Source organism: Micromonospora sp. MA102, from assembly GCF_025460765.1.
In the GTDB taxonomy this organism is placed as follows: Bacteria; Actinomycetota; Actinomycetes; order Mycobacteriales; family Micromonosporaceae; genus Micromonospora; species Micromonospora halotolerans.
Genome location: NZ_JAMWEG010000022.1, coordinates 1 through 23,991, shown reverse-complemented (window position 1 = coordinate 23,991; position 23,991 = coordinate 1). Strand labels below are relative to the sequence as shown.

Here is a 23,991-nt window from a genome sequence, read left to right as displayed (position 1 = left end):
CGATGCGGGACATCCGTGCCACCGACTACCACACCGCGGGAGAGCCGTTCCGCATCGTCACCGACGGCGTCCCGGAGATTCCCGGCGCCACCGTGCTGGAACGGCGCGAACACGCCCGGCGCGATGAACAGGTCGACGCGGTGCGCCGGCTCCTGGTCAACGAACCTCGTGGCCACGCCGACATGTACGGCTGCTTCGTCGTGCCACCCGACGACGACGGCGCACACTTCGGGGTGCTGTTCTGGCACAAGGACGGCTACTCGACGGCGTGCGGACACGGCACCATCGCGCTGGGTGCGTGGGCCGTCCGGAGCGGGCTCGTGGACGCCGCACCGAACGGGGAGACCGACGTCGTGATCGACGTACCGTCGGGCCGCGTCATGGCCACGGTCTCCTGCGTGGCCGGCGAGGTCCGCGGGGTCAGCTTCCGCAACGTGCCCGCGTACGTCCTGGGGCACGGCGTCGCCGTGGACACCAGCCGGGGCCCGGTATGCGCGGACATCAGCTACGGGGGAGCGATCTACGCCTCCGTCGACGCCGCGGTCCTCGGGCTGTCGGTCGACCCCGAGCATTACGGTGACCTGCTGGCACTCGGCCGCGAGATCAAATGGAAACTCAACGGGACGGAATGGGCCCGGCATCCGAGCGAACCGCGGCTCGACGGCATCTACGGCACGATTCTGTTCGAGGATCTGGGCCGACGATCCGACGGCCCACACCAGCGCAACATCACCGTCTTCGCCGACGGGGAGGTCGACCGGTCGCCGTGCGGGTCCGGCACCTCGGCGCGGGTCGCGCTGCTAGCATCATCGGGGCAACTCGCCCCTGACCAGGTGCTCACCCACGACTCGGTGGTCGGAACACGGTTCCTGGGCCGCGTCGTGCAGGAGTTGGAAGCAGAAGGCCGCCCGGCCTACGTTTCGGAGGTGCGGGGGATGGCCCACCGGACCGGTGAGCATCTTTTCGTTCTTGAGGCCAACGACCCCGTCGGACTGGGATTCACGCTGCGATGAAGGAGAAAAGGGCTGACACCGCGACCGGGCGCCTGGCCCCGGACGCCCTCTCTCTGCCCCAGTTCGGCGGCCGGCCCAACCTCCGGCAGGAGATCGCCCACATCCTGCGGGGCGCGGTCATCACGGGACAGATGCGACCCGGCGTGCTCTACTCCGCGCCGACCCTCGCCGAGCAGTTCGGTGTCTCCGCCACGCCGGTGCGCGAAGCGATGCTCGACCTCGCCAACGAGGAACTGGTCACGATCGTTCGGAACAAGGGCTTCCGGGTCAAGGAGCTCAGTGACCGGGACCTGGACGAGATCACGTCGCTGCGCGCACTGATCGAGGTGCCCACCGTGGCCGAGATCGCCCGGGCCATCAACGAGCCCACCCGGGCGGCGGTCGAGGAGCTGCGTCCGCTGGCAAAGGAGGTGGAGCGGCTCGCCGAAACCGGCGACCTCATCGGCTATGTCGAGGTCGACAGGCGTTTCCATCTATCGTTGCTCGCCCTCGCCGGCAACCGCCATCTCATCGACGTGGTGGGGAACCTACGGGCCCGCAGCCGCCTGTACGGCCTGCAAGGGCTCGCCGAGCGCGGCGAGCTGGGGCGCTCGGCCGCCGAGCACGAGCAGATCGTCGATCTGGTGGTGGCCGGCGACGCGCCGAAGGTGGCGGAGCTGATGCGACGCCACATCGGTCACGTTCGCGGCTCCTGGGCCGGCTACCACGAACCCTGACTGCCAGCCCTGCACTACGTTCGGCGCGCTCAACCGCGCCAGCCTGAGTGATCGTCGGCGAGGTTCCGGTGATGGTCCATCGGCTACGAGGAACCGAGCTCGACCTCCACCACCGGATCCTCAACACCTCAGCGTCCTTGTGACAGCTTCCGCGTGCCGCGGGCGTTCAGCACGATGGCGGTGGTGATCAGCCCCGCGCCGACGAGCCCGGTCGGGCCGAGACGATCGCCGAGGAACAGCGTCGCCAGGAGCGTGGCGACGAGCGGTTCCAGCAGTGCGATCAGCGCTGCCGTACTGGCCGGGGCGCTACGCAGGCCCCGGAAGTACAGGGCGTACGCCACCGCGGTGGGTGCGGTGCCCAGCAGGAGCAGCAACCCCACGGATGCCCGGGTCGGGACGAAGTCCATACCGGATGTCACTGCGGCCGCAGGGGCGAGCACGGCCGCGCCGATCGCGAAGCTCACGCCGGTGGCGGTGAGGTCAGGCAGACCGGCGACGGGCCGGGTGCCGATGAAGGTCATGGTGGCGAAGCCGGCTGCCGACAGCAGCGCGAATCCGGCTCCGGCCAGCACAGTCGTGGCGGCGAGGTCCCCGGACGGCGTGCCGACGAGCAGGACCAGACCGCTGACCGCCAGCGCCACCGTGGCGAGCATTCGCGTGCTGACCCGCCGCCGTCCGGTGATCCATTCGGCGGACAGGACCAAGGCAGGTGAGGTGCCGATCGTGAGGAGGGTGGCGAGACTGACGGTGGTAAGTGACACCGCGGCGAAGAAGCCGGCCTGGAAGACTGCGGCGAGCAGCCCGTTCACGAGCATCCTGGCCCAGGCGCGACGGCCGCGTGGCAGCGGCTGCCGGGTCAGACAGAGCCAGGCGATGACGAGCGCGCCGCCGGCGGCGAGCCGGTAGGCGGCCACAGCCAGCGGCGACAGCCCCGTTTCGTGGGCGAGGAGGCTGCCGGTGGGACCACCGGTGCCCCACAGCAGGCCTGCGAGGACAAGCGACCACAGGCCGGTGGCGGCGCGTCGGGCGGCCACCGGGTGTTCGGAGACAAGCATGAGGAAACGCTCCTGCGACAAGAGGAATTGGGGTCGCGGAAGCGGGGCGTACCGGACTCAGCGATGCACGGACCGCGCGTCCAGCCGGCACAGGCTGGACACGACGAGCAGAGTCGCCCCGCTCAGGAGCGCGGCGGGCTGATGATGTCGAAGGTCCGGACCATGATCCGATCCTAGCTACGTCGGTCGGACGACACGAACCTATTGTCGTGGGCGCCGAGCCAACCGGTCCTCCTGTCCACCTTGCAAGCGACGTTCGCCGCGAAACGATCATGATGGCGTCATCGGGACGGCCGGATTGACATCACATAGACGTACTGTTATCTGTTAACAAGGTTTGCTGACGCCCAAGGCGTCAGTCCGAGCCCGACGGACCCGCAGGCCCTCGACCGGGGGACGGCTCCTGCCCCTTCCCATCCCAGGAGAGCTGATGCTTCCCAAGCGGACAGTCGCCCACCTCGCAGCGGCGCTGCTGATGTCCGCCGCGGCGCTGGGCTACGGCCTGTCGTCGGCCAGCGCCGCGACGGCCGGGCCGATCACCGGCCTCGGCGGGAAGTGCGTCGACGTGGCCGGCGCCAACCCGGCCAACGGCACGCCGGTGCAGCTCTGGGACTGCAACGGCAGCGCGGCCCAGGCATGGACGGTCGGCAACGCCGACGGCTCGGTCCGCGCCCTCGGCAAGTGCCTGGACGTCACCGCCGCGTCCACTTCCGACGGCGCAAAGGTGCAGCTGTACGACTGCAACGGCACCGGCGCGCAGAAGTGGGCTGCCAGCAACGGCGCATTGGTCAACACCGGCTCCGGCAAGTGCCTCGACGTCACCGGCGGGAGCACGGCCAACGGCACCCGCCTGCAGATCTGGAGCTGCGTCGGCAACGCCAACCAGCGGTGGGTCCTGCCCGGCGGCGGCACCACACCCAGCCCGTCCGCCCCGGCCGGCGTCGCCCTCGACGACCCGGCGAAGAAGGACATCGCGATGCAGATCGTCTCGGCGGCGGAGAACTCCTCGCTCGACTGGCGCGCGCAGTTCTCCTACATCGAGGACATCGGCGACGGGCGCGGCTACACCGCCGGCATCATCGGCTTCTGCTCGGGCACCGGCGACATGCTCGAACTGGTGGAGGCCTACACCAGAACCAAGCCGGGCAACGTGTTGGCCGCGTACCTGCCGGCCCTGCGGTCCGTCAACGGCAGTGACTCCCACGCCGGCCTCGACCCGAACTTCCCCCGCGACTGGCGGACCGCCGCCACCGACCCAGTGTTCCGGGCCGCGCAGGAAGCCGAGCGGGACCGCGTCTACTTCAACCCGTCGGTCCGCGACGGCAAGACCGACGGGGTACGGGCGCTCGGCCAGTTCGCCTACTACGACGCGGCCGTGATGCACGGCTACGAAGGCATGCGCGCGATCCGCAGCCGCACCCTCACCCGGGCGAAGCCGCCGGCGCAAGGCGGCGACGAGCGGACCTGGCTGCACGCCTTCCTCGACGAGCGCGTCGCCGAGATGAGGAAGGAAGAGGCCCACTCGGACACCTCCCGCGTCGACACCGCCCAGCGGGTCTTCCTCAACAACGGCAACTTCGACCTGAACACGCCGCTGGTCTTCGCCGTCTACGGCGACCAGTACCGCATCGGCTGACGCCCCGCCTCTCCCGATCCGCTCCCTCGCGCCATGCGCCCGGACAGGCGCACCCCTTGCACGGCCGGCGCCGTTGACGCCGACGTACGCCCAGGCCGGCGCCGCGGCACCGTCGGCTGCCACACTGACCTCACCGTGACGGCGTTGACGTCGCCGACGCAATCAGCGCGTAGATCGCCGCGACCGCCCTACCATGGCCGACATGGCCATCGCTCGCTTCCCCAGCATCGTCATCGACTGTTCCGATCCTGCTGCGCTCGCCGGATTCTACGGCGCGCTGTTGGACTGGAAGGTCGAGGTCTCCTCCGACTGGGCCGAGGTCCGCGCGGAGTACGGTCAGTGCATCTGCTTTCAGCAGGTGGACGGGTACACGCCGCCGGTGTGGCCAACCCAGGAGCTGCCCCAGCAGATGCACCTCGATGTGATCGTGGACGACCTCGATGCCGCCGAAGCGGCAGTGCTCGATCTCGGCGCAACCAGGCACCCCCATCAGCCCGGCACGTCCTTCCGGGTCTTCCTCGACCCGGCGGGTCACCCGTTCTGCCTCTGCGTGAACTGATCCGGACAGGCGATCCTTCAGCACAAGAGGCCGTGGGCGGCTCGGGCGTGGTGTCGCGATCATCGGCGGTTTCGCGCGGCGACACACGGCGCCGAGTCACGCTGCGTGACGCGCGGATCGCGGCAGAAGCGGATGCGGGCATGACCCCGATCTGTTGACGGACGTACGGCACGACGAACGTTCCGCTCGCCGGTTCTTCCTCTGCTTAGATCGTTCTGACGATCGAGGAAGGGAACGGTACGCCGTGACGCCGGAGCTTCAGGAGCAGGAAGAACGCCTCCAGTTCGACCGCTTTGACCATGACGACGCCTGGGACCTGGGGACTCGCCTGGTCGAGCTGGCCAGAGAGCGCGGCCACGCTGTCACCGTCGACATCCGCCTCGGCGACCACCAACTCTTCCACTACGCACTGCCCGGCACCTCTGCCGACAACGACGACTGGATCGAACGCAAGATCCGCGTCGTCCGCCGGTTCGGACACAGCTCATACCTCGTGGGCCAGACCTACCGCGACCGCGGCACCACCTTCGAGGAGAAATCCCACCTCGACGCGGCCCGGTACGCCGCGCACGGCGGCTGCTTCCCGATCATCCTCAGGGGCACCGGCCCGGTCGGCACCGTCACCGTCTCAGGGCTGCCCCAACTCGACGACCACCGCCTCGTCGTCGAGGCCCTCGGACTCTTCCTGGATTCCAAGGGCGTTGAGCCTTCCGATCGCCGCCACGCCACCGCTGCTGACGCGTGAGTAACCACCGACCATGGCCCGAGGCAGCGGATGCGCAGTTGGACGAGGCCGCCCGCCCGGAACGTCCTCCCCATCTCGGTTCTTCGGGCCGGCCGAAGGACCAGGCGGCGGCCGACGCGTTTCCTGGCTTCGCGGTCGCCGTTCCCCATCCGTGACGTCCTGCACGTCACAATGGCTACGGCGGGTAGCGAAGCCATCCGCTCACGTGGACTCGGCCGGGATGAGATCGTGCTGTCGGCGAATACGAAGGCGCGGCCATCGAGGAGATCCACGTGCGGCCCGCCGAAATCTACGGCGCTTCGGTCGGCCGGAAGACGGTCTCCCGATCACCGCCAAGGTGATCGATGAAACGGGGTACGCCCTACGACGGTGTGGACGACGCCGCGCGCATTTCCAGCTGCCCGAGTTCGTGGGTGCAGCGAGTGAGGGCGACGTAGAGACCGTTCCAGCCTCGGGGCTCGGCGGTGATGCCCCGCGGGTCGACCAGCAGGGTGGCGTCCCACTCCAAGCCTTTTGCCTCGGTCGCGGTGAGCACCGGTATGTCGCTCAGCGCGGCTCGTAGCTCGGCGATGCGGCTGCCGGGGGCGATCACGGCGACCGTTCCGCCCGCCCACCGGTGCCGTAGGTCTGTCACGGCCTGTCTCGCGGCGGTAGGCAGCTCGGCGGGCGTGACAGTGAGGGTCCATGGGGTGATGCCGGAGGAGCGGACCGCACGTGGGGGAGAGTTGTGGCTGCCGGCCTTCTCGAGGACGGCGGCGGTGAGGTCCATGACCTCGCGGGGAGTGCGGTAGCAGATGGTGAGCTGTGCCGCAGTCCATCGTTCGCCGAGGGTTGCCTTCACCGCCTGGGCCCAGCTGGTGTGCAGGTGTGACGCCTCCACCTGATCGATGTCGCCGACCGCGGTGATGGATCGGCTGGGGCAGCGGCGCAGGACCATGTGCCATTGCATCTCGGACAGCTCTTGCGCTTCGTCGACGACGATGTGGCCGTACACCCAGCCGCGCTGGCCGCGGGCGCGCTCCGCGAGGAATTCGCCCTGGGGTTGCGGGTTGTCGGCGTCGCCGAGCAGTTCTGCCAGAGCGTCGAGCAGCGGGATGTCGCTCGCGGCCCACGGTGCCGGTTCGGCCACGACGAGTTCGATTTCCTCCGCAGCAAGCTCCGGAGCGAATCGGCCCAGCCGGGCGGAGCTGGTCAGGAGTTCCCGCAGCGCGACTTCGGGGTCCCGCGTCGGCCACCATGCCTCGATGAACCGAGCGATGCTCGTGTCGGCGGCGATTCGGTCGCGCAGTTCCTCAAGTTCCTCATCGGAGAGCAGTCCGTCGACATCGCTGCCGGTGGACGTGGGTTCGGGGAGGTGGTCGCGGTCCGTGCCTCTGTCGAATCGGGCGAGGATGTCCTCGTAGCCTTCCTCCATCTTCTCGAGCAGCGCTTCGCGCTGGTCGGCCACGGCATCGGCCAGCAGGTGGTGCAGCTGTTCGGCGAATGCCGCGCGGGCTCGGTGGTACGAGCGTCCCTGCGTCGCCGAGGTGGGCGCCCGGTCGACCGCTTCCGCGCTGATGAGGTAGAACTCGCCTTCCCAGCGCAGTTTCATCTCACGGGCGCGGGGCAGCAGCGATCCCGTGTAGCGCTCGAGCACGGGTTGCCACAGGGCGCGGCCTTTGATCTCGGAGACCCGCCGGCTCTCGGCGCGGCCCACGGCAATTCCCGGAACGAGGGTGTCGCATGTCGCCGACACGACGGCGGTCTCGCCGAGTGCGGGCAGGACCTGGGATATGTACTCCAGGAAGCGGGGCGATGGGCCGAGCACCAGGACGGCCTGGTCGGCCATCTGGCGATGGGTGAACAGCAGGTACGCCACCCGGTGCAGCGCGACGACGGACTTGCCGGTGCCAGGACCGCCTTGAACGATCAACGGGCCGGTAGCCTCGGCGCGGATGATCTCGTCCTGCTCGCGCTGCAACGTCGAGATCGCACTCGACATGCGGCCGGTGCGTCGCTCGTCCAGAGCCGCCAGGAGTGCACCCTCGCCGACCAGCTCGGAAGCCGTGGACCCGTCCAGCGGTTCGTCGTTCACATCCACCACTACGTTGCCCGCCGTGCGCACATGGCGGCGCCGCCTTTGCCCTTGCGGGTCGAGGGCGGTCGCGGTGTAGAACGGCCGGGCGGCCGGAGCGCGCCAGTCCACGACCAGAGAGTCCATGTTGTCGTCGCGGATGCCGACACGGCCCACGTGCCGCACCGCGCCGTCGAGTCCGTCCAACCGGCCGAAGACGAGGCCGTCCTGAGCCCCCGACAACTCCTCGAACTGCCGGCGGAGCACGCGTTGCCGACCCCGTTCTGTCTCGTCCAGAGCCTCGGCCGCCAGTTCGGCCTGCAACTGCTCCGCCAGGCGGTCACGCCGGGCAGTAGCCACGTCGAGGAAGCCTTGTTCTTCGGCAATAGCGGAGTGGCGGGCAGCCTCGTCCACGGTGACCGCTTCTTCCGAGGAGGTGGAGCGATGGTGTGTGTTCCGGCGCATCTGCACAGCCCTTTATTGGTGGGTCGCCTTGCCTTGACCAGGCCGACAGGAATCTGCCGGCAAGAGTAGGGGCTATGTCAGGCGTCGGCCAGTTCGCCGACTGTTAATTCGATTGGTCGAGACAGAGGTCTCAACGCCTTGAGAATCCGCTGTATGTGTGGCCTCTCTCGAATCTTGACTCTGTGCGTCCTGTGTGCCCCGGCGACGGTGGAGCAGGTGCAGTGCCGACGAATCGCGGCGTCGAGTGCGGTAGAAGCAAAGCGGAAAGCGATTCGAGCGAAGAGGTGCCGGCAGCAGAGCAAGCCTCCTGCAGCATCTAGTGCCGCATCAGGCAATGTTCGCCCTGTAGTTCGTGACGCGCCCGGTCGGGTTGCTGGCCGCCGCCATCGAGGAGGGCCGGTCCTCGATGGCGGCATCGTGGCCCGGCAGTTCCTATCGTCTGCTGCCGGCCCGACGGGTTGGCCTCACTTCAGGTGCCGGGCGAGGAATCGGCCCGCTTCGTCGCCTGCGGACTGCGGGACGCCGGTGTGCCCGCCCATGTTGGCGTGCAGTGTCTTCTCCTTGGAGCCGAAGGCGTCGAACAGGTCCAGGGCCGCCTGCCGGTCGTTCCCTTCGTCGTCCCACTGCAGCAGGACGTGCAGCGGAATGGTGACCCGGCGGGCCTCCTCGAACATGGCGCGGGGCACGAAACTCCCGGCGAACAGGACGGCGGCCGCGATGCGCGGCTCGACCGCTGCCAGCCGGGTCCCGATGGAGATCACTCCCCCCGAGTACCCGACCGGGCCGCCGATCTCGGGCAGCGAAAGGAGGGCGTCCAGGGCGGCCTGCCATTCCGGGACCGCCTTGTCGACCAGGGGGAGGATGAGGGCGTCGATGATCTCGTCGCTGACCGGCTCGCCGGCCTCCATCGCCCGGCGCAGGTCGGCGAGGGCCTGCTCGGCGGCGGGCCAACGGGGCCGGTCGCCGCTTCCGGGGAGCTCGATGGTGGCCGTGGCGAAGCCGTCCGCCGCGGAGTGTCGGGCTCGGGCCACCAGGCGGGGGTACGTCTTGCGCAGCCCGAGAGGAGGGGGGCTGAGTAGGATCAGCGGGGCCGGTGCGGAGGCGGAGGCGGGCGTCCACAGGATGCCGGGGATCTCGCCGAGGGTGAATTCGCGCTCGAGGACGCCGTCGTCGAGGCGTTGTTCGGCAGTGAATTGCATGGTCGTGCCTTTCGGGAGTGCTCATGAGACGGCGCTCCCGGACGACCTATCGCTATCGCCCGACCGTGACCCCGGAGGGGAGCACCCATGTCGATACTGCGTTCACGGGTACCACCTCCTTGTTCTCTCGCACGGCCTCCGGAAAGGTAGCAGTGGTCGCCGTGGTCCGCCAATGGGTTTTGCGGGCCTGTCCGGTCACGTGTCGGCCGGTCTCGAAGGCATCAAGCAGGCGCCGAGCTTCTTCCTGTTCAGCCACGGACCGATCACCCGTCGTCTGTCCAACTTCACGACGGCCAGTATCCGGGCGGATGCACGTCGCCCGTCGAGCGGCGTCGGTGCCGTCGAGGGTGAAGTAGCGCAGGGCCGTGAACTGGGCCTCGATGCGGTTGAGCCAGGAGTTGTTCGTCGGGGTATAGGCGATCTCAACGTTGTTCGACGCGGCCCAGTCGGCCACGCGGCGGCACTTGACCGGCTTGATGTCGCCGTAGAGTTTGTCCTTGCCCAGGTCATAGGCGCTGGGCGGACAGCAGTACCGTCTGCGCCCGCCGCCAGGTCACCACTGAACCACTGCCCCTGCGGATGATCCGCAGAAGCTTGGCGCCTTCGTCCTCGTCGATCTCGCGTACACGTACTCGTTCAGCCACCCGCACACAGATGACCGCCGCCCGGCAGACCGTGCGGGACCCCGGGCGGCGCGTCACATCACAACAGGGCAAACGTTGCCTGCTACGGCACTAGTTGGGCGACCGGATCGCGTCCCAGCCGGTGACGTCGCACTGACCGTGCTCGTTGTTCCCGGCAGCGACAACTGTTCCGTCCGCATGTAGTCCGAGAGTGTGGGTGGATCCGGCCGCCACCGCGACGATGTCGCGCCAGTCGGCTACGTCGCACTGGCCGGAATCGTTGCTGCCCACGGCCACGACCCGGCCAGCCGCGGTGACTCCGACGGTGTGGTAGCTCCCAGCCGCCACCGCCACAACGTGCCTCCAAGCACTGACGTCACAGGCGCCCGCCGATTGATCCCCGACCGCAAGGACGCGTCCGTCGTTGGTGAGACCGACCGTGTGAAGGTAGCCGGCGGCGACGGCGGCAACGTCACGCCACGTGCCGACCGCGCACTGCCCACGGCGATCGTTCCCCACGGCAACGGTGGTCCCATCGGCTCTGAGGCCCACCGAATGCCAGTCGCCGCACGCCAACGCCACGATCTCCCGCCATTGGCTCACGTTGCATGCTCCCTCGCGGAGCCGTCCCACAGCCAGCACGGTGCCGTCACCAACTAGCCCCAAGGTGCGGCGCCAGCCCGCGGCGATGAGGATCATGTCGCGCCATGACGCGACGTCGCACTGTCCGTCACCGTTCCAGCCCGTCGCCATCACAGTGCCGTCCGCGCGGAGGCCGACGCTGTGGGACCGTCCGGTGTTCGGCGCCGTATGCACGTTGCCCGCCGCCACCGCGACCACTTCGACCCAGTCCTCGACTCGACACTCACCAGATGTCCCCGTCCCGGCCGCGACCACGCTGCCGTCGGCACACAGCCCCAACGAATGTCGCCGTCCAGCAGCGATGACAGGACTACTCATGTGCACAGCATTACGGATTACCTGACCCTGGGGAGACCCAGCCCGCTCCAATCATGGCCCTGTGGAGCGTTAGTGAGTGCTGCTCGTGTCAGACTCCGCGGGTGCAGGTGAACGAGTTCTGGTCGCTGGTTGAGACGGCCCGCGAGGACGTGTCTGGCGGTGGCGGGGATTGGATGCCCCGTCTACTCGCCCTGTTTCCTGAGCGCGCACGTGGCGAGCCGTGATCCAGTGGTTGAAGGCGCGGTGGACGGCTACGTCGGATCGTGGAGCGGTGCTGGTACACGCTTCGTCGGCGGCCTTCCCGGTACGTTCGATCCGTTCACCCCGCGGGTACCGCGCATCGGGTTTCCCGCGGATGTCGGCCGAGCGGGTAGGACGGGTGAGAACATGGACCAAGGTGCTCGCGACGAGATGCTCGGCCGCCTGGCCGAGGCGGTCCGGTCCGTCACGGTCACACACCCGACGCGGGTTGCCATCGACGGACCACCCGCCGCAGGCAAAACCACGCTCGCCGACGAGCTGGCCGGCGTCTTGCGCAGACAGGGTCGCGACGTCATCCGCGCGGCAATTGACGATTTCCTCTTCCCCCGGGCACAGCGTTACCCGCGCGGCGAGTACTCGGCCGAAGGCTGCTACTTCGACACCCACGACTACAACGCGCTGAACCGCGTCCTGCTCGATCCGCTCGGTCCGGGCGGAGGTCGACGTTTCCAACACGCGGTCTACGACCGCACGGCGGATACCGTGCTGTCCCCGCCGGTCACGACCGCCCCCGCTGATGCCGTGCTGGTCTTCGACGGCGTGTTCCTCATGCGCCCGGAACTGATTGATCGGTGGGACCTGCGCGTCTTCGTGTCGACCGCGCTCGAGAAGACCGTGGACCGTGCTGTGATCCGAGAGCGCCGGGTGTCATCTCGGGCCGAAGTCGAACGACGCTGGCGCGAGCGGTACATCCCCTCCCAACAGTTCTACTTCAATACGGTCCGCCCGACCGATCATGTCGACATCATCGTGCACAACGACGAGCCGCGGCAGCCGGCCTGGGAGACCCGGACACACTGACCGCACTCAATTCGGTACGTCCGGCCGCGCTACTCTCACCGGATTCGTCGACCGGCCGGAGTGGATGCCGGTGCGGCGGCGCGGCCCGGCGTCGCCCGCATGACGACTGACGGCAGTGCAAATCATGGCGGACGGGCCGATTCCAACCACGGCGAGGGGACGTCGATGACCATGCTGGAGACCATGATGACGCAGGTGCCGGCGCTGATCGGCGTTGTGGTCGGCACTGTCGGCACGATCATCGCCACGACAGTGGCCGAACGGGCCCGGTGGCGGCGCGGTCAAGTGGTGCGATGGGACGAGCGGCGGCTGGACGCCTACGCCGATTTCACGCGTGCCGTGAAGGAGATCCACCTGCTGGCGCTGGGAATGCTCAGCGCACACCGGCCCGGCGCCCGTACCCCGGTACTTGGCCGCGAGGAGGGTTTAGCCCGGTTGGCTGAGGCGGATGTGCGGCACACGCTGACATGGGAGGCGGTTCTGCTTCTCGGTGATGAGGTCACCGTAGGGGCGGCCTCCGCGTGGCGTCACGCCGTACGAGCGCTGGAGCAGGCGGCGCGTTCCTTGCCGGACACGCCCGACGATCTTACGGACCTGGTTCGGCGGGCCGATGAGACTCGTGACGGCTTCTACCGGGCCGCGCGAGGCAGCCTCGGTGTCCGCGGCGGCATCGTCGACCAGGTGCGGCGGCCAGCCGACAATCGGGTGAGCCCCTCGCCTCTGACGTAGTTCCTGGGCACGAGCTGGTCGCGGGTGCCTGTTCCGGTGTTCGTCGGCGATCTGGCGTAGCGTCCGGGCGAGGACCTCATGCTCATGGGACCGAACGGGACGAAGGCCGTCAGGCCCGGTCTGCCTGAAAAGGATGACGCATCCGGGACGGTGCTTGGGTAGCGTCCCGGGCGTGATCGAGCTTGTCGAGCGGCATACGGTTCTCGCCGTTGTGGTCGGGTCGCGGGCGTACGGGCTGCATGGCCCGGGCTCCGACTACGACCGGCGTGGTGTGTATGTGGCACCGACACGGGCATTCTGGCGCCTCGACAAGCCGCCCACCCATCTCGACGGTCCGGCGGTGGAGCAGTTCTCCTGGGAGTTCGAACGCTTCTGCGTCCTAGCCCTGCAGGGCAACCCGACGGTTCTGGAGGTGCTCTGGTCCCCGCTGGTCCAGACGATCACCGTCGACGGGGAACGGTTGCTGGCGGCGCGGCAGGCGTTCCTGTCGAGGCGGGTGGCGGAGACCTATGGCAGCTACGCCCGGGATCAGCTCAACCGGGTGGCGGCCCGCCGCGAGCGCACCGGCGAGACGAATCACAAGCAGGCTATGCATATGATCCGGCTGCTGGTCGCCGGGGCGCACGTGCTGCGTACCGGGGAAGTGCTGGTCGACGTTCGTCACCTGCGTGACCGGCTGCTCGCGGTGCGGCGCGGCGAGTTGCCCTGGGATGAGGTCGCCGCCTGGGCGGCGGACCTACTCGTCGAGCTCGGCGACGCAGCCGCCGGCACCGGGCTGCCCGAACAGCCCGACCGGGATGAGGTGGATCGGCTGCTCACGGCCGTGCGGGAAAGGAACCTGTCGTGACCACCGAGGTGCCGTCGTGGGCCGCCGAGGCAGCCCGCGCCCTGCCCCGTCCGCTGCTGTTCGCCACCGTCAGCGGTGCGCATCTGTATGGGTTCGCGTCCATCGATTCCGACCTGGATCTGCGGGCCGCGCACCTGCTCTCGCCCGAGGAGGTGGTGGGGTTGCGCACCGGGCCGCAGACGTTGCAGCACGTGGGCGTGCGCGATGGTGTCGAGTTGGACGTGGTCAGCCACGATCTGCTGAAGTTCGCCAAGCTGTTGAACAGCCGCAACGGGTACGTCCTGGAGCAACTGCTGTCGCCGCTGGTGGTTGTGACCACCGCGGTGCACGCCGAGCTCGTTGCGCTGGCCCCGCGACTGGTCACCCGTCACCACGCGCACCACTACCTCGGATTCGCGGCCACCCAGGAGAAGTTGTACGCCAGGACCGGGCAGCTCAAGCCTGCGCTGTACACGCTGCGGGTCCTGCTCACCGGGATCCACCTGATGCGGACCGGCCGCGTGGAGACGGAGCTTGGTGTGCTCGGGACGAGGTTGGCGTACGTGCCGGATCTCATCGCCGCCAAACGGGAGGCCGAGCACGGACCGCTCCCCGCGGGCGCCGCGGAGCGACTCGCCACTGATGTGCCGCGGCTGCGCGCCGAGCTGGAGACGGCCCGGGATACCTCGGCGCTGCCCGAGCGTGTAGACCCGGCAGCCGTGGACGCGCTGCACGACCTGGTGGTGCGTACCCGACTGGGTTGAGCTCGTTTACGCAGGTCAGCTGCCGGCACTCGTCCGGCGGTCCACTGACGGCAATCAAGAGTGCCTTGCTGCATCGACGTTCGGCTCTGGATGTCGTCGGGTGGCGTCGGCATGCTTCCCGGAAGCTGAGACTCGAATCCATCGGCAGCCTTCCGAGCGGGGCTTCCTGCTCGATGAGCCCTTTGGCGTACCCGAAAGCGTCAGCAACGGCGGCTCCGCTTCACAGGCCGACGACGTCCGCTCATGCCGAGTAGAGCGCGCGTTGGACCAGCGTGAGGACGCGGGCCACGACTTCTTGTGATGCGGGTAGCCTGTCGTCGGTGAAGGATCGGGGGCGTATTCGTGGAGTGATGTTTGACGCCGGCGGTGTCCTGACGCGCCCGATCGGTGGGCGGTGGAATCCCCGGTACGACTTTGAAAGCATCGTCGCGGCGCACCACCCCCACGTGCGGGAGGACTCGTTCCCGCAGGCCATCGATATCGGGCAGCGTTTCCTGGACGCGGGAACGGCAACGGCGAACCGGACCGACTATCACCGGACGATGCTGGCGGTGCTCGGCATCGACCGCCCATCCGAGCAACTGCTGCGGCAGTTGGAGGCTCCAGCCGTGGGCCCCGTGATCGAGACCTACCCCGACGTACGACGCGTCCTCGACCAGCTCCAGTTGTGGGACGTTCGCATGGCGGTCGTCTCCGACACCTGGGTCGGGCTGGAGGAAATGTTCGCCGAGCTGGGCATCCAGCACTACTTCGAAGGCTTCGCGATCTCCGAAGTTCTTGGCTGCCGTAAGCCCGACCTGCGGATGTACGCCGAGGGCAACCGCCTACTCGGTCTTGAGCCGCACGAGTGCCTGTTCATCGACGACGACCCGCAGCTCGTGACCGCTGCCATGGATCTCGGATATCACGGCGTCACGCTCGACCGCGATGCGCAGCGTGGTACCGCGAGCGATGTCATCGTGTCGTTGGACGAGCTCCTGCCCATCATCGGGACAGGGCGCGCCGCTGACAGGGATGGATGAGCCGCGCCAAGATCGAACGCACTGATCCGTCGCCGTGCTCAGCTTCGCTGCCGCCTGGGCCGTGGTCGTGGATGATCTCTACGATCATGTCGAACAGCGTCTGCCCTTGGCCACGCTTCGCGTTGCTGACCCTGGCCTCGATGCTCGCGCGGTGCGATGGGTGGCAGGTGAGAAGGATCTGCTCCAGCCATCGGACCGTGGCGTCATAACCGAGCGCGACCCGGGACGAGTCAGAGTTGACCCACCTGAGCACCCATGCGGTCTCGGGGGTGCCGAAGCCTCCGCGGAGGATGTCGTTGAAGGCATCGAGGCTTCCGTTCCAGGTGCCGTGACAAAGCAGCTGCGAGAACTCGTGTACGAAGCCGGCGAAGTCGACGAACGAGGCTCCGTCGATGACGAGCACGGGAAGGCCAGCGCTCTGGTTGGTCACGATGCAATTATGAGCGATCCACAGCATCCGGATCTGCCGCCGACCGGGCGTGCAATGCGCGGACGCGCGGTCGTGCCGATGAGCGGTTGCGTCGGCAGCGGTCAACCAGCGTGCGGCTGGCATGCCCAACGGATAGACGAAGGGGTAGTTCTCGGGACGTTCCCGGACTGAGGTTCGCTGTCGCCACCGTCGTCCCGACGCGGCGGTTGACGCCTCCACACACTGCGACTTGACGCATCCCGAGTTCGTGATGGGCGACCTCATCCGGCCGAATCAGTCGTCAGCGCTCCGCCTGTCGTGCGAGCGCCGCCGGCGATCGGACAGGGCTGTCGTTCAGTGCCCGAGAGGGCGGTAGCGAAGGTGTACGACGCCGTTTCGGAATCGGCGCTCATCGAGGAGCTCAAGGTCGGCGCGCATGCCGGTCGGCAGCCCTGGCTTGCCCCCGCCGACGACAATGGGCAGGATGAACAGCTGGCACTCGTCGACCAGCCCTGCCGTGAAAGCCTGCGTCGCGAGGTCGGCACCTCCTACGGTGAGATCGCTGCTGGCGGTGGCCTTCAGTTCGTGTACCGCGGCGGGGTCGAAACGGCGTTCGAGTCGAGTGTCGGCAGTTGACACCGCGGCGAGGGTCGTGGAGTAGACGACTTTGTTCGCCGCCTGCCAGGCGCTCGCGAAGTCCGCCGTGAGGTCCGACTGCGCGGCCAGGGCGGCGTTGGTTTCCCAGTGGGCCATCGATTCGTACAGGCGCCGACCGTAGAGGAACGTGCCCACGGACCGCAGGAGGTCGGTGGTGAACGCGAATACCTCGTCGTCGATTGGGAACCAGTCGAATGCGCCGCGCTCGTCCTCGATGTAGCCGTCAAGCGACACGTTCGTCACGTAGATCAGCTTGGCCATGCCTCTACCTCCCGGTGCACGTAGGACCCGATCGGGATGTCACCGTCGCCTGCTCGCCGGTTGAGCATCACGTCTGCTTCGGGTCGGGCGGAAGAATCCGCCTCTCGCCCGTTCTACGAACGACTCGGCCCGGATCCGACACCATCCCGAGAAAAAGCTCCACGGGATCGTCGGCCGGTCGGCGTACGCCAGCGGTGTCCGCTTCTGCCGCCGATCGGGCGTGGCCTGGGCGGACGCCCGGTCGTGCCGAGAAGAGTGCGTTACGGAGTGACATTCCTCGAGCGATGCCGGGCGGCTGAATCCCCGGATCCGGATACGCACGTCGCCCGTGTTGGCTGGCTGCGCTCCTGCGCAATGCCGAACCGGTGGTGCAGCCACGGCCTGTGATTTCCCTGTGTGGACGGCCCCTCAGCATTCGCGGCCTCGGTGGAGCGGTTCCTCGCACGTAGCCAGACGGCAGGCCACGCAGGTCACTCCGACCGCGTTTGGCTTCAGCTCGCGTACGCCTGCATTGAAGTGATCATGGCCTGGTCGTCGAACGTCATGGTGTCGATGACCTCTCTGGTGGGGCCCTCGGCTGGTGTGGCGCGGAAGTGGAACGCGGCGTGGTGGTCGGCGATCGCCACCATGACGAGTTCCATCGTCCGTTGCTCGGTGAGCACGCCGGCAAAGTGCTGCTCGATGGCCGTTCGGCCGGTGACCGGGGATCCGCCGGCGGGGTCATGCAGGCGGGCATCCGGTGTGTAGAGATCTGCCAGTGCGGTAGCGTCGGCGGCGCCGACGGCGGCGAGGTGAGCCTCGATGGTGGCCCTGATCTGCTCCGTGCTGGCCACGATCAACCGGCGCTTTCCGCCGAAGGACCCGCAGCCGAGGCAGGTCGCCCTCGCCGGTCGAGGACGACGCAGAGGACTCCGGTGTAGCCGGTCGTCGGATCTCCGTGCAGGGCCAGGATCATCTGCTCACCGCCGTCGGCGAAGATGCTGTCGGTGGCGTTGGTGGTGTCGCGCCGCGGCCGGCCCCGATAGGGCGGGCGACTGAACACCTCGTCGGTGACCGTGTCTGGGAAGTAGAGCTGCGTGGTCACCGAGCGGTCGCCGAGGTGCGCGATGAGGTGGATGTGCACCGTGCGGCTGGCGTACCAGCCCGGGTAGATCGTGTTGAACGCGCACATCCCGCGCTCGTCGGTGCGCTGGCTGCCCCGCAGGTACGTCTCACCGGCGGCGATCACATCGTGCGGCACCGACTCCGAGGTGACCACCTGTCCCGGCCTCGCTTCGAATGGCTGGAAGCCGGAGTATCGGCCCACGTGGTCGGCCTGCCAGACCTCGACGAGGACGTCCGCGAGGGGGGTGGTGGCGTCGGCCGCCAGTAGGCGTAGCCCGAGGCGCAGCGGGAGACCATCGCGGTCCTCGGTGATCTCCCGACGCTCGGGATGCACAGCTCGGTGGTATGGGCCCTGCGTCTGCTCGACCAACAACCGGCAGGTGACTCCGGTCGAGGCCAGTAGTTCGACGAGGTCCTCCTCCACGGTGCCAGTATGGTCCGCCGTTCGTTGCGGCGCCCGCGGTTTGCCGCCCGCCACCCGCGTAACCGATGCTTCTGCCCACGCGGGCGGTGGTGGCAGATGAGACACCCGACTACTTCGAGCCCGAGGGCGGGCGCGGATCGCTTGATGTCTCAGCTGAGAACGATGGGCGGGCCGAGGTCGACCACTCCGCCGATTCTCGCGACGATGCCGGATCCGGTACGGGTCGCGCTCGCGGAGATCGATGATGGCATCTTGAGCGTGTCACCCTGGTGGACTTCGATGTCGCCGTTGCCGGAGGTGTCGAGGAGGTGGGCGGCGAGGCAGCCGACACTGTTGGCGTTCGCGATGTCCTCGTTGACCCCGATCGCGGGGGCGAACATGCGGGCTGCCGCCGTTCTTGTGGTCGGCGAGAGTGCGTAGGTGAAGCAGCCGAGATACCCGAGCCGCCGGCACTCGGTTGCCAGCCGATCGAAGTCGGGCTGCATGGACTGCAGCGTCCCGTGATCCTGGACGGGGACGAGCAGTCGTGGCGTGCCCGGCGAAGCGACTCGTACGCCGGCGGCGATGTCCGCTCGTTGCAGGCCGAGGGCCGCGATGATGCGACCACCGGTGGCGTCGCCGTCGTCGGCCAGGGCGATGGCGCCTTGGTCGAACCAGACTTCGACGCCTTCGCGACGGCGGATGGCGGTCGTGGCGAAGGTGCGGCCAGCGGTGTGCTGGCGCCCGTGGTGTTCGGTGGCGCCGCTGCGGTGCAGTAGGACGGCTTGCGCGGCGATGGTGCCATGGCCGCAGTTCGTGAGTTCCCCGGCGTTGGTGAAGAAGCGCACCGTGGGCGTGCCGGCTGTGCCGGTGTCGACGAACGCGGTGTGGGAGGTGCCGGTCCTACGGGTGATGGCGTGCCGGTCGCCGTCGGTGAGCGTGGCGTCGTCGATCACGACCGCGGTGGGGCTGCCGCCGTGCCCGTCGCGGGTGCAGGCGTTCACCACTGCCACCGGTGGGCCGGCCATCAGGTGGGTGTGACGTCGGCGAAGCGGGGAGCACCGGCCTCGAGGTCGACGCGAGCGGCGCGGGCGGCGAAGCAGATCGCGTGGTACCACCCGCACAGCAGGAGCACGTCGAGCAGTTGCCGCTCGTCGAACGACTCCTGCGCGGATCGCCACAGTGCGTCGTTGATGTCGCACGAGTCGTGCAGGGCGTCCACCATCCGGATGAGCGTGGCTTCGCGGCCGGCCGTCCAGCAGGGATCGTCAGGGCGCCCGTGGGTGAGCGAGGTGACCTCGGCCGCCGTGAGTGCAGCGCGGTCAGCGAAGACCATCACGTGGACGCCCCACTCGTATTCGCAGCCGCAGCGCGCGCAGGTGCGCAGGATGGCGATCTCCCGCTCTCGGAGTGTCAGGGTCAGGTCACGGCCGAGTTCATACCTGCCCAAGTGGCTCATCGCGACGGTCATCGGCAAGTTCTTGGCCAATGTCCGGAAAAGGCCGATGGGAGGCACGCCAGCCGGCGTCATCGTGGCGAGTTGTGCCGCCACGTCTGGCGTGAATGGCGGTTCGAGCGCTGGGATGCGGGCCACAGCCCCCTCCAGGTGATTCGGATTCAGAAGCACCGTAGCGATTTGGTTTCCGAAGCGCCAGGGGTCGGCGCTTCAGGGTTCAGTGTTCGCCGTCCTCGCCCAAGGCCGAGGCCCACGCGTCGGACCAGCGGGCGAGCGGGCGCAATGCCTGGTAGGCGCCGCGGCCCAGCTCGGTGAGCGTGTAGGCCGCGTCCGGCTGCTGGGCGACGAGGCGGGCGTCAAGGAGCTCGGTCAGCCGTTGCCGCAGGACGCTGGAGGACATGTTGTCGCAGCGCTGCTGCAACGCGCGGAACCCGACCGGCTCGTGCCGCAGCTCCCAGACGATGCGCAGGTTCCAGCGGCGGCCGAACAGGTCGAGGGCGGCCATGAGGGGTCGCCCGGTGCTCGATCCGCGTACCGGCCGGCCTGGCCTGGGTGCCGTCATCGCCTGTGCCGCCCCTCTTGATGCTTCGAACTTCGATACAGTACCGTCCGCTGTGGTGATTCGATTTCCGAAGCGATAGGGGAAGGCTTCGTGAGGCGACTGCGCGGCGTGGCGGTGCGATGACGCTCCCGCCGCTGCCGGAGAAGGACCACCACTGCGAATCGTGTGGTCTGCGATACGGCGACTTGACCCCGTCGGCGGCCCTCCGGTCGGCGCTGGAGTACGCCTGCCATGTCCGCGACGTCTACGACGTCTACGAGACCCGGGTTCGCCGCGCGCTGACCGAGCACGAGCCCACGCTCGAGCCGATGCGCAACGACGAGGGCGCCGCACAGCGCGCCTACAACCAGCAACCGCTGGCCGCCGTACTGCTGGACCTCGAACGGAACGCTGACCGGTTCGCCGCCCTCGCGAGCGAGATCAGCGAACCGCAGTGGAGCCGCTGCGCCGTCCGGCTCCCTCGGGAACGCCGCTGCGTCCTGTGGATGGTGCGGCAGGCCGCGCACGAAGGGCTGCATCACCTCCACGACATCGGCGCGGGCCCTACCGACAGGGCAGTGTTGTTCGACGTCGACGGCGTGCTCGTCGATTCGTACCCCGCGTACCGCCGGATCTGGAGCCGATGGGCGGACCACCGCAACCTCGATCCAGATCTGGTCTGGTCACACACCCACGGCCGCCGGGCCGTGGACACCATCCAGGTGGTGGCGCCACACCTCGACGCCGCCGCCGAATACCGGCTGATCAGGGAACTCATGACCCACGAAGACGGCAACTTTCCCGTGTACCCCGACGCCGCCGCCGTGTTGGGCCTGCTGAAGGACCGGCGGTGGGGCGTCGTGACCTCAGGCCGAACGGCCACGGTCCTACACCGCCTGCGTGCCGGTGGGCTACCCGATCCTCCGGTCCTGGTCGACAGCAGCCAGGTCCGACGCGGCAAACCCGATCCGGAGGGCTACCTGCGCGCGGCCCAACTCCTCAACGTGGCGGCGTCCGACTGCCTGGTGATCGAGGACGCTCCCGCCGGCGTAGCAGCAGCCCGTACCGCAGGCATGACGGTGATCGCCGTACGCACCACCCACCGTGACGACGAACTCGCCGACGCACACCACCGCGCCGACACCCTCAGCGACGCCATCCCCCTCATCACCGACTGGCTGGACAGGACGCACCCGTAGACCAAAGGAGCCGAACGATTCGATCTGATCGTCGCCGATGCGGGCCGTTGGCTCCGTGCCCGCGATCCGCGCCGCCCAACCCAGGCTCACACCGCCGTCGTCGAAGGCAGCCGGTGTTCGCGGTGGTACCCGTACAGGCAACGGCTCGAAATCCCCGGGTGTACCGGTCGCCAGCTACTCAACGGAGGTTCTCATGCACAAGCTGGTGGTCCTGTACCCCCACCCCGCCGACCCCGACCACTTCCGCGACCACTACGTGACCAACCACCTTCCGCTGGTCACCCGCCTGCCCGGGCTGCTCGCGTGGCGCTACAGCTTCGACGTCGCAGCCACACAGGGACAAGCGCCATACTTCGCGATCTTCGAAGCCGAATTCGCTGACGCTGCGACCATGAACGCGGCGAGAGCGTCGCCGCACGGCCAGCAGGTGACCGCCGATGTCGCCAACTACGCCACCGGTGGTGCGGTCGTCATCCACTACACGGTGCAACACGGCACCGGCTGAGCCTGATCCCGGACGAAGCGCCCCACGTCCAAAGAGCGCCACCTCGGCCTCGACACCAACGGCGCCACGAGTCGGAGTGTGTCGACGAGGCCGGCCGACAACAGGGCGTTGCCGAGTCGCGCACTCCCGTGGATCTGGAGCTGGCTCGTGCCCTATCTGGACAAGCTCTTCGTCCCGCGCACCGCTGACTGGCTAGGTCTCGCTCCGGGCGTTTCGTCGACCGTGCCGGTGAGACCAGGTGGTCTTGAACCGCTGATCGCCGGTGGGCGCGCCGGTGGGCAGCGCCCCCCGTCGGACGACGTGTCCCCTAGAAGCTGCGTGGCCACGCGACGGCTTGGTGGTCCGCTTCTCGCAGTAACAGGAGCCGCCTGCACGGGGGTGGGTCCGGCGGTTGCGCACGGGTGGGTCCCACTGTCGCGGAGAAGGCCAGTCAGGGGACGCGTGACCGAGCGACATCCGCATCTGCCGACCGGGTCACAGACGGTGACCGCTTCCCCCGGCGTCCTGCTTCCGGACGTGCCGAGAACAATGCGCCCCTGTCGCGCGGAGGAACGTCCGGTCTCGCTACGCTTTTCCTGTGGCTGATCTGCCAGAGACGCGGTGCGTTCCGGTCGTACGTGCGGACTTCAGCGACGACGGTCTGTGGGAGCAACTCAAGGACGAGATCGTCAGCCCCACGGAGGAGGGTTTCGTGGCCGGTGTCGAGTTCGTCGAGGACCGAGCGCTGATTGGCCTCAGCGAGACGGCAATCGCAGCCGGCTATCCTCGCGCTTACCCGCGTCGGTACCGGCACCCGGTCGTGTTCGTCGTCGACACCGTCACCGTCTCGCTGCCGGAACGTCCCCTGCTCGTGGTCAATCTGAACGACGGGGACGAAACGGGTCCCTTCAGGACGCTGCCACGGCAGGTCCAAGCGATCGAAAACAACCTGTCGATCGCGAACATGGACTTCTTTGAGTTCGCGCGGTCGGCAGGCCCGGACGGCGTCTTTCGAGGCTTCTGAGCACAATGCCGTCCGGCACACCGCCGCGCCCGGATGCACTGACCTGCCGCGGGACGCGCCCCGGCGTCCGGCCATCCGTCGCGCTCCGTTCGCAGGGTGGAAGACGGTAGAGCACACCCATGGCCGTGGTCTTGGGCAGATGAAAACAAGTAGCCGAGATTCGGTGTGCAGCCGTGCCGGGTCACTGGTGCTGTGGCTCGCTGCGGGACGCGACTATAGGGCCGCCAGCCAGGCATGGCCGGGATGCACCTGTGCCAGCAGCCTGGACAGCATCTGGCGTTGGGTCGGAGTCAGCAGCGGCAGCGTGCCGTCGAAGTCGGCCTGGTCTTTTGGGCGTACGTGCTTGGCCTTGAAGAGCAGAACGAGCTCAGGGACCAAGTATGGGATCCGGTTCGGGGTGTGCCGGATGATCTCTGCGTAGGGCCGCCTGATCGTCTCGTCTCTCCGGCAGATCCAGAAGTCGCCGTCGTGCGGCTCACGGAAGACATCGAGTAGATAGCGTCCCGTCGCCGGGTCGCGCAGCCACGTTTGTCGAGTGGCACTCAGCACCTGCGGCGTCGCTGATTCCCAGATCCGAGCGTCGCCGACCGCGTCGAAAGCGAACTCGGCAAAGCGCTCGCGAATCTCCTGGAATTGCCCGCCCGGCACGCCGATCTCAATGTCGTGGTGCTCGCGGGTTTGGCTACCGCGGAACAGGTCCAGAGCCCAACCTGCCGCCACGTACCAAGGCACGGAGATTCCGGCCAGGCGGCGTGCGACATCCTGCGGCGTCCAGCATCCCGCCCAGCGGGCTTCGAGTGCCTCGACGTCGCCGGGCGACACCTCGATACCGCCGCTGGGCAACTGGTCGCTCATCCGCCGAACATATCCGGGTCGGCTTCCGCCTCGCCCCAGGCATCCTCATCTGGCTCCCCTCTATGTCAATAGACCGGGTTCAGGGCGTTAGGAGAGGTGCGCTTCCGGGAGCGGATGGGCCGGCGTAGCGTCGGTGTTGCGGGTCCGGGAAGTGGCTGATCCGAAGTGTCG

General features: G+C 68.2%; 26 protein-coding genes. 13 read left to right on the top strand and 13 right to left on the bottom strand.

Annotation, left to right across the window (positions count from 1 at the left end):
• The first annotated feature begins 2 nt into the window (after window positions 1-2).
• Both NFX44_RS29410 and NFX44_RS29405 read left to right on the top strand, forming a co-directional pair.
• A complete protein-coding gene (locus tag NFX44_RS29410) occupies window positions 3-1,013 on the top strand; it encodes a proline racemase family protein (RefSeq protein WP_262286858.1) in 1,011 nt (336 codons plus the stop codon).
• Entirely contained in the window at window positions 1,010-1,729 is a 720-nt protein-coding gene (locus NFX44_RS29405; protein ID WP_262286857.1) for a GntR family transcriptional regulator, read from the top strand. The genes NFX44_RS29410 and NFX44_RS29405 overlap by 4 nt, the downstream gene beginning before the upstream one ends.
• 128 nt (window positions 1,730-1,857) lie before the next feature.
• Here NFX44_RS29405 and NFX44_RS29400 read toward each other — a convergent pair whose 3' ends face one another.
• Window positions 1,858-2,805: a DMT family transporter gene (locus tag NFX44_RS29400; protein ID WP_262286856.1), complete on the bottom strand. Its 948-nt coding sequence runs from the start codon at window positions 2,803-2,805 to the stop codon at window positions 1,858-1,860.
• 409 nt (window positions 2,806-3,214) lie between these two features.
• Here NFX44_RS29400 and NFX44_RS33295 point away from each other — a divergent pair, with 409 nt between their 5' ends.
• The 3 genes from NFX44_RS33295 to NFX44_RS29380 all read left to right on the top strand — a co-directional run bounded on the left by NFX44_RS33295 (window position 3,215) and on the right by NFX44_RS29380 (window position 5,724).
• Entirely contained in the window at window positions 3,215-4,420 is a 1,206-nt protein-coding gene (locus NFX44_RS33295; RefSeq protein ID WP_315974651.1) for a lectin, read from the top strand.
• A 202-nt stretch (window positions 4,421-4,622) separates the two neighbouring features.
• Complete coding sequence (locus NFX44_RS29385) at window positions 4,623-4,979, top strand: VOC family protein (RefSeq protein WP_262286855.1); 357 nt, start codon at window positions 4,623-4,625, stop codon at window positions 4,977-4,979.
• 244 nt (window positions 4,980-5,223) lie between these two features.
• Window positions 5,224-5,724: a heme-degrading domain-containing protein gene (locus NFX44_RS29380; RefSeq protein WP_262286854.1), complete on the top strand. Its 501-nt coding sequence runs from the start codon at window positions 5,224-5,226 to the stop codon at window positions 5,722-5,724.
• A 361-nt stretch (window positions 5,725-6,085) separates the two neighbouring features.
• On the opposite strand, the gene NFX44_RS29375 is transcribed toward NFX44_RS29380, so the two are convergent.
• The 4 genes from NFX44_RS29375 to NFX44_RS29360 form a co-directional block, all read right to left on the bottom strand.
• Entirely contained in the window at window positions 6,086-8,191 is a 2,106-nt protein-coding gene (locus NFX44_RS29375) for an AAA family ATPase (RefSeq protein ID WP_262286853.1), read from the bottom strand.
• A gap of 515 nt (window positions 8,192-8,706) precedes the next feature.
• The gene (locus NFX44_RS29370) at window positions 8,707-9,441 is read right to left on the bottom strand and encodes an alpha/beta hydrolase (RefSeq protein ID WP_262286852.1); all 735 of its coding nucleotides are present in this window, start codon (window positions 9,439-9,441) and stop codon (window positions 8,707-8,709) included.
• Window positions 9,442-9,493: 52 nt separating this feature from the next.
• On the bottom strand, window positions 9,494-9,895 hold the full coding sequence (locus NFX44_RS29365) for a hypothetical protein (protein WP_262286851.1): 402 nt from the start codon (window positions 9,893-9,895) through the stop codon (window positions 9,494-9,496).
• 280 nt (window positions 9,896-10,175) lie between these two features.
• Window positions 10,176-11,024 (bottom strand): hypothetical protein, encoded by an 849-nt coding sequence (locus NFX44_RS29360; protein ID WP_262286850.1) that lies wholly within the window; start codon window positions 11,022-11,024, stop codon window positions 10,176-10,178.
• Between the two features lie 387 nt (window positions 11,025-11,411).
• On the opposite strand from NFX44_RS29360, the gene NFX44_RS29355 reads away from it, so the two are divergent.
• From NFX44_RS29355 to NFX44_RS29335, 5 genes are all read left to right on the top strand, one after another.
• Window positions 11,412-12,086 carry a uridylate kinase gene (locus NFX44_RS29355; RefSeq protein ID WP_262286926.1) on the top strand — a complete coding sequence of 225 codons (675 nt, stop codon included), beginning with the start codon at window positions 11,412-11,414 and terminating at the stop codon, window positions 12,084-12,086.
• 165 nt (window positions 12,087-12,251) lie between these two features.
• Window positions 12,252-12,815 carry a hypothetical protein gene (locus NFX44_RS29350; protein ID WP_262286849.1) on the top strand — a complete coding sequence of 188 codons (564 nt, stop codon included), beginning with the start codon at window positions 12,252-12,254 and terminating at the stop codon, window positions 12,813-12,815.
• 172 nt (window positions 12,816-12,987) lie between these two features.
• Window positions 12,988-13,662, top strand: a complete 675-nt coding sequence (locus NFX44_RS29345) for a nucleotidyltransferase domain-containing protein (RefSeq protein WP_262286848.1) — start codon at window positions 12,988-12,990, stop codon at window positions 13,660-13,662.
• Complete coding sequence (locus NFX44_RS29340; RefSeq protein ID WP_262286847.1) at window positions 13,659-14,405, top strand: nucleotidyltransferase domain-containing protein; 747 nt, start codon at window positions 13,659-13,661, stop codon at window positions 14,403-14,405. The genes NFX44_RS29345 and NFX44_RS29340 overlap by 4 nt, the downstream gene beginning before the upstream one ends.
• A 320-nt stretch (window positions 14,406-14,725) precedes the next feature.
• A complete protein-coding gene (locus tag NFX44_RS29335; protein WP_262286846.1) occupies window positions 14,726-15,427 on the top strand; it encodes an HAD family hydrolase in 702 nt (233 codons plus the stop codon).
• Here the strand turns inward: NFX44_RS29335 and NFX44_RS29330 are convergent.
• From NFX44_RS29330 to NFX44_RS29300, 7 genes are all read right to left on the bottom strand, one after another.
• Window positions 15,390-15,857 carry a barnase inhibitor gene (locus tag NFX44_RS29330; RefSeq protein ID WP_262286845.1) on the bottom strand — a complete coding sequence of 156 codons (468 nt, stop codon included), beginning with the start codon at window positions 15,855-15,857 and terminating at the stop codon, window positions 15,390-15,392. The genes NFX44_RS29335 and NFX44_RS29330 overlap by 38 nt on opposite strands.
• A 333-nt stretch (window positions 15,858-16,190) precedes the next feature.
• Complete coding sequence (locus tag NFX44_RS29325) at window positions 16,191-16,754, bottom strand: dihydrofolate reductase family protein (protein WP_262286844.1); 564 nt, start codon at window positions 16,752-16,754, stop codon at window positions 16,191-16,193.
• Between the two features lie 491 nt (window positions 16,755-17,245).
• Window positions 17,246-17,587, bottom strand: coding sequence for a nuclear transport factor 2 family protein (locus NFX44_RS29320; protein WP_262286843.1), 342 nt, complete (start codon window positions 17,585-17,587; stop codon window positions 17,246-17,248).
• 2 nt (window positions 17,588-17,589) lie between these two features.
• Window positions 17,590-18,282 carry a hypothetical protein gene (locus NFX44_RS29315; protein ID WP_262286842.1) on the bottom strand — a complete coding sequence of 231 codons (693 nt, stop codon included), beginning with the start codon at window positions 18,280-18,282 and terminating at the stop codon, window positions 17,590-17,592.
• Window positions 18,283-18,431: 149 nt separating this feature from the next.
• A complete protein-coding gene (locus NFX44_RS29310) occupies window positions 18,432-19,289 on the bottom strand; it encodes a PhzF family phenazine biosynthesis protein (protein ID WP_262286841.1) in 858 nt (285 codons plus the stop codon).
• Window positions 19,289-19,888: a carboxymuconolactone decarboxylase family protein gene (locus tag NFX44_RS29305; protein WP_262286840.1), complete on the bottom strand. Its 600-nt coding sequence runs from the start codon at window positions 19,886-19,888 to the stop codon at window positions 19,289-19,291. Before NFX44_RS29305 ends, NFX44_RS29310 begins: the two co-directional genes overlap by 1 nt.
• A 46-nt stretch (window positions 19,889-19,934) precedes the next feature.
• Entirely contained in the window at window positions 19,935-20,222 is a 288-nt protein-coding gene (locus NFX44_RS29300; protein WP_262286839.1) for a helix-turn-helix domain-containing protein, read from the bottom strand.
• Window positions 20,223-20,398: 176 nt separating this feature from the next.
• On the opposite strand from NFX44_RS29300, the gene NFX44_RS29295 reads away from it, so the two are divergent.
• The 3 genes from NFX44_RS29295 (at window position 20,399) to NFX44_RS29285 (ending at window position 22,965) form a co-directional block, all read left to right on the top strand.
• The gene (locus NFX44_RS29295; RefSeq protein ID WP_369015349.1) at window positions 20,399-21,457 is read left to right on the top strand and encodes an HAD family hydrolase; all 1,059 of its coding nucleotides are present in this window, start codon (window positions 20,399-20,401) and stop codon (window positions 21,455-21,457) included.
• A gap of 193 nt (window positions 21,458-21,650) precedes the next feature.
• Window positions 21,651-21,962 (top strand): EthD family reductase, encoded by a 312-nt coding sequence (locus NFX44_RS29290; RefSeq protein ID WP_262286837.1) that lies wholly within the window; start codon window positions 21,651-21,653, stop codon window positions 21,960-21,962.
• Window positions 21,963-22,539: 577 nt separating this feature from the next.
• On the top strand, window positions 22,540-22,965 hold the full coding sequence (locus NFX44_RS29285; protein ID WP_262286836.1) for a hypothetical protein: 426 nt from the start codon (window positions 22,540-22,542) through the stop codon (window positions 22,963-22,965).
• Between the two features lie 213 nt (window positions 22,966-23,178).
• Here NFX44_RS29285 and NFX44_RS29280 read toward each other — a convergent pair whose 3' ends face one another.
• Window positions 23,179-23,820: a hypothetical protein gene (locus NFX44_RS29280; RefSeq protein ID WP_262286835.1), complete on the bottom strand. Its 642-nt coding sequence runs from the start codon at window positions 23,818-23,820 to the stop codon at window positions 23,179-23,181.
• Between the last annotated feature and the right edge of the window lie 171 nt (window positions 23,821-23,991).

Coding starts and splice junctions, on each gene's coding strand:
- NFX44_RS29370 (WP_262286852.1), bottom strand. CDS start 9,441: ATGCAATTCACTGCCGAACAACGCCTCGACGACGGCGTCCTCGAGCGC.
- NFX44_RS29295 (WP_369015349.1), top strand. CDS start 20,399: ATGACGCTCCCGCCGCTGCCGGAGAAGGACCACCACTGCGAATCGTGT.
- NFX44_RS29300 (WP_262286839.1), bottom strand. CDS start 20,222: ATGGCCGCCCTCGACCTGTTCGGCCGCCGCTGGAACCTGCGCATCGTC.
- NFX44_RS29385 (WP_262286855.1), top strand. CDS start 4,623: ATGGCCATCGCTCGCTTCCCCAGCATCGTCATCGACTGTTCCGATCCT.
- NFX44_RS29355 (WP_262286926.1), top strand. CDS start 11,412: ATGGACCAAGGTGCTCGCGACGAGATGCTCGGCCGCCTGGCCGAGGCG.
- NFX44_RS29350 (WP_262286849.1), top strand. CDS start 12,252: ATGACCATGCTGGAGACCATGATGACGCAGGTGCCGGCGCTGATCGGC.
- NFX44_RS29280 (WP_262286835.1), bottom strand. CDS start 23,820: ATGAGCGACCAGTTGCCCAGCGGCGGTATCGAGGTGTCGCCCGGCGAC.
- NFX44_RS29310 (WP_262286841.1), bottom strand. CDS start 19,289: ATGGCCGGCCCACCGGTGGCAGTGGTGAACGCCTGCACCCGCGACGGG.
- NFX44_RS29405 (WP_262286857.1), top strand. CDS start 1,010: ATGAAGGAGAAAAGGGCTGACACCGCGACCGGGCGCCTGGCCCCGGAC.
- NFX44_RS29360 (WP_262286850.1), bottom strand. CDS start 11,024: ATGAGTAGTCCTGTCATCGCTGCTGGACGGCGACATTCGTTGGGGCTG.
- NFX44_RS29410 (WP_262286858.1), top strand. CDS start 3: ATGCGGGACATCCGTGCCACCGACTACCACACCGCGGGAGAGCCGTTC.
- NFX44_RS29325 (WP_262286844.1), bottom strand. CDS start 16,754: ATGGCCAAGCTGATCTACGTGACGAACGTGTCGCTTGACGGCTACATC.
- NFX44_RS29290 (WP_262286837.1), top strand. CDS start 21,651: ATGCACAAGCTGGTGGTCCTGTACCCCCACCCCGCCGACCCCGACCAC.
- NFX44_RS33295 (WP_315974651.1), top strand. CDS start 3,215: ATGCTTCCCAAGCGGACAGTCGCCCACCTCGCAGCGGCGCTGCTGATG.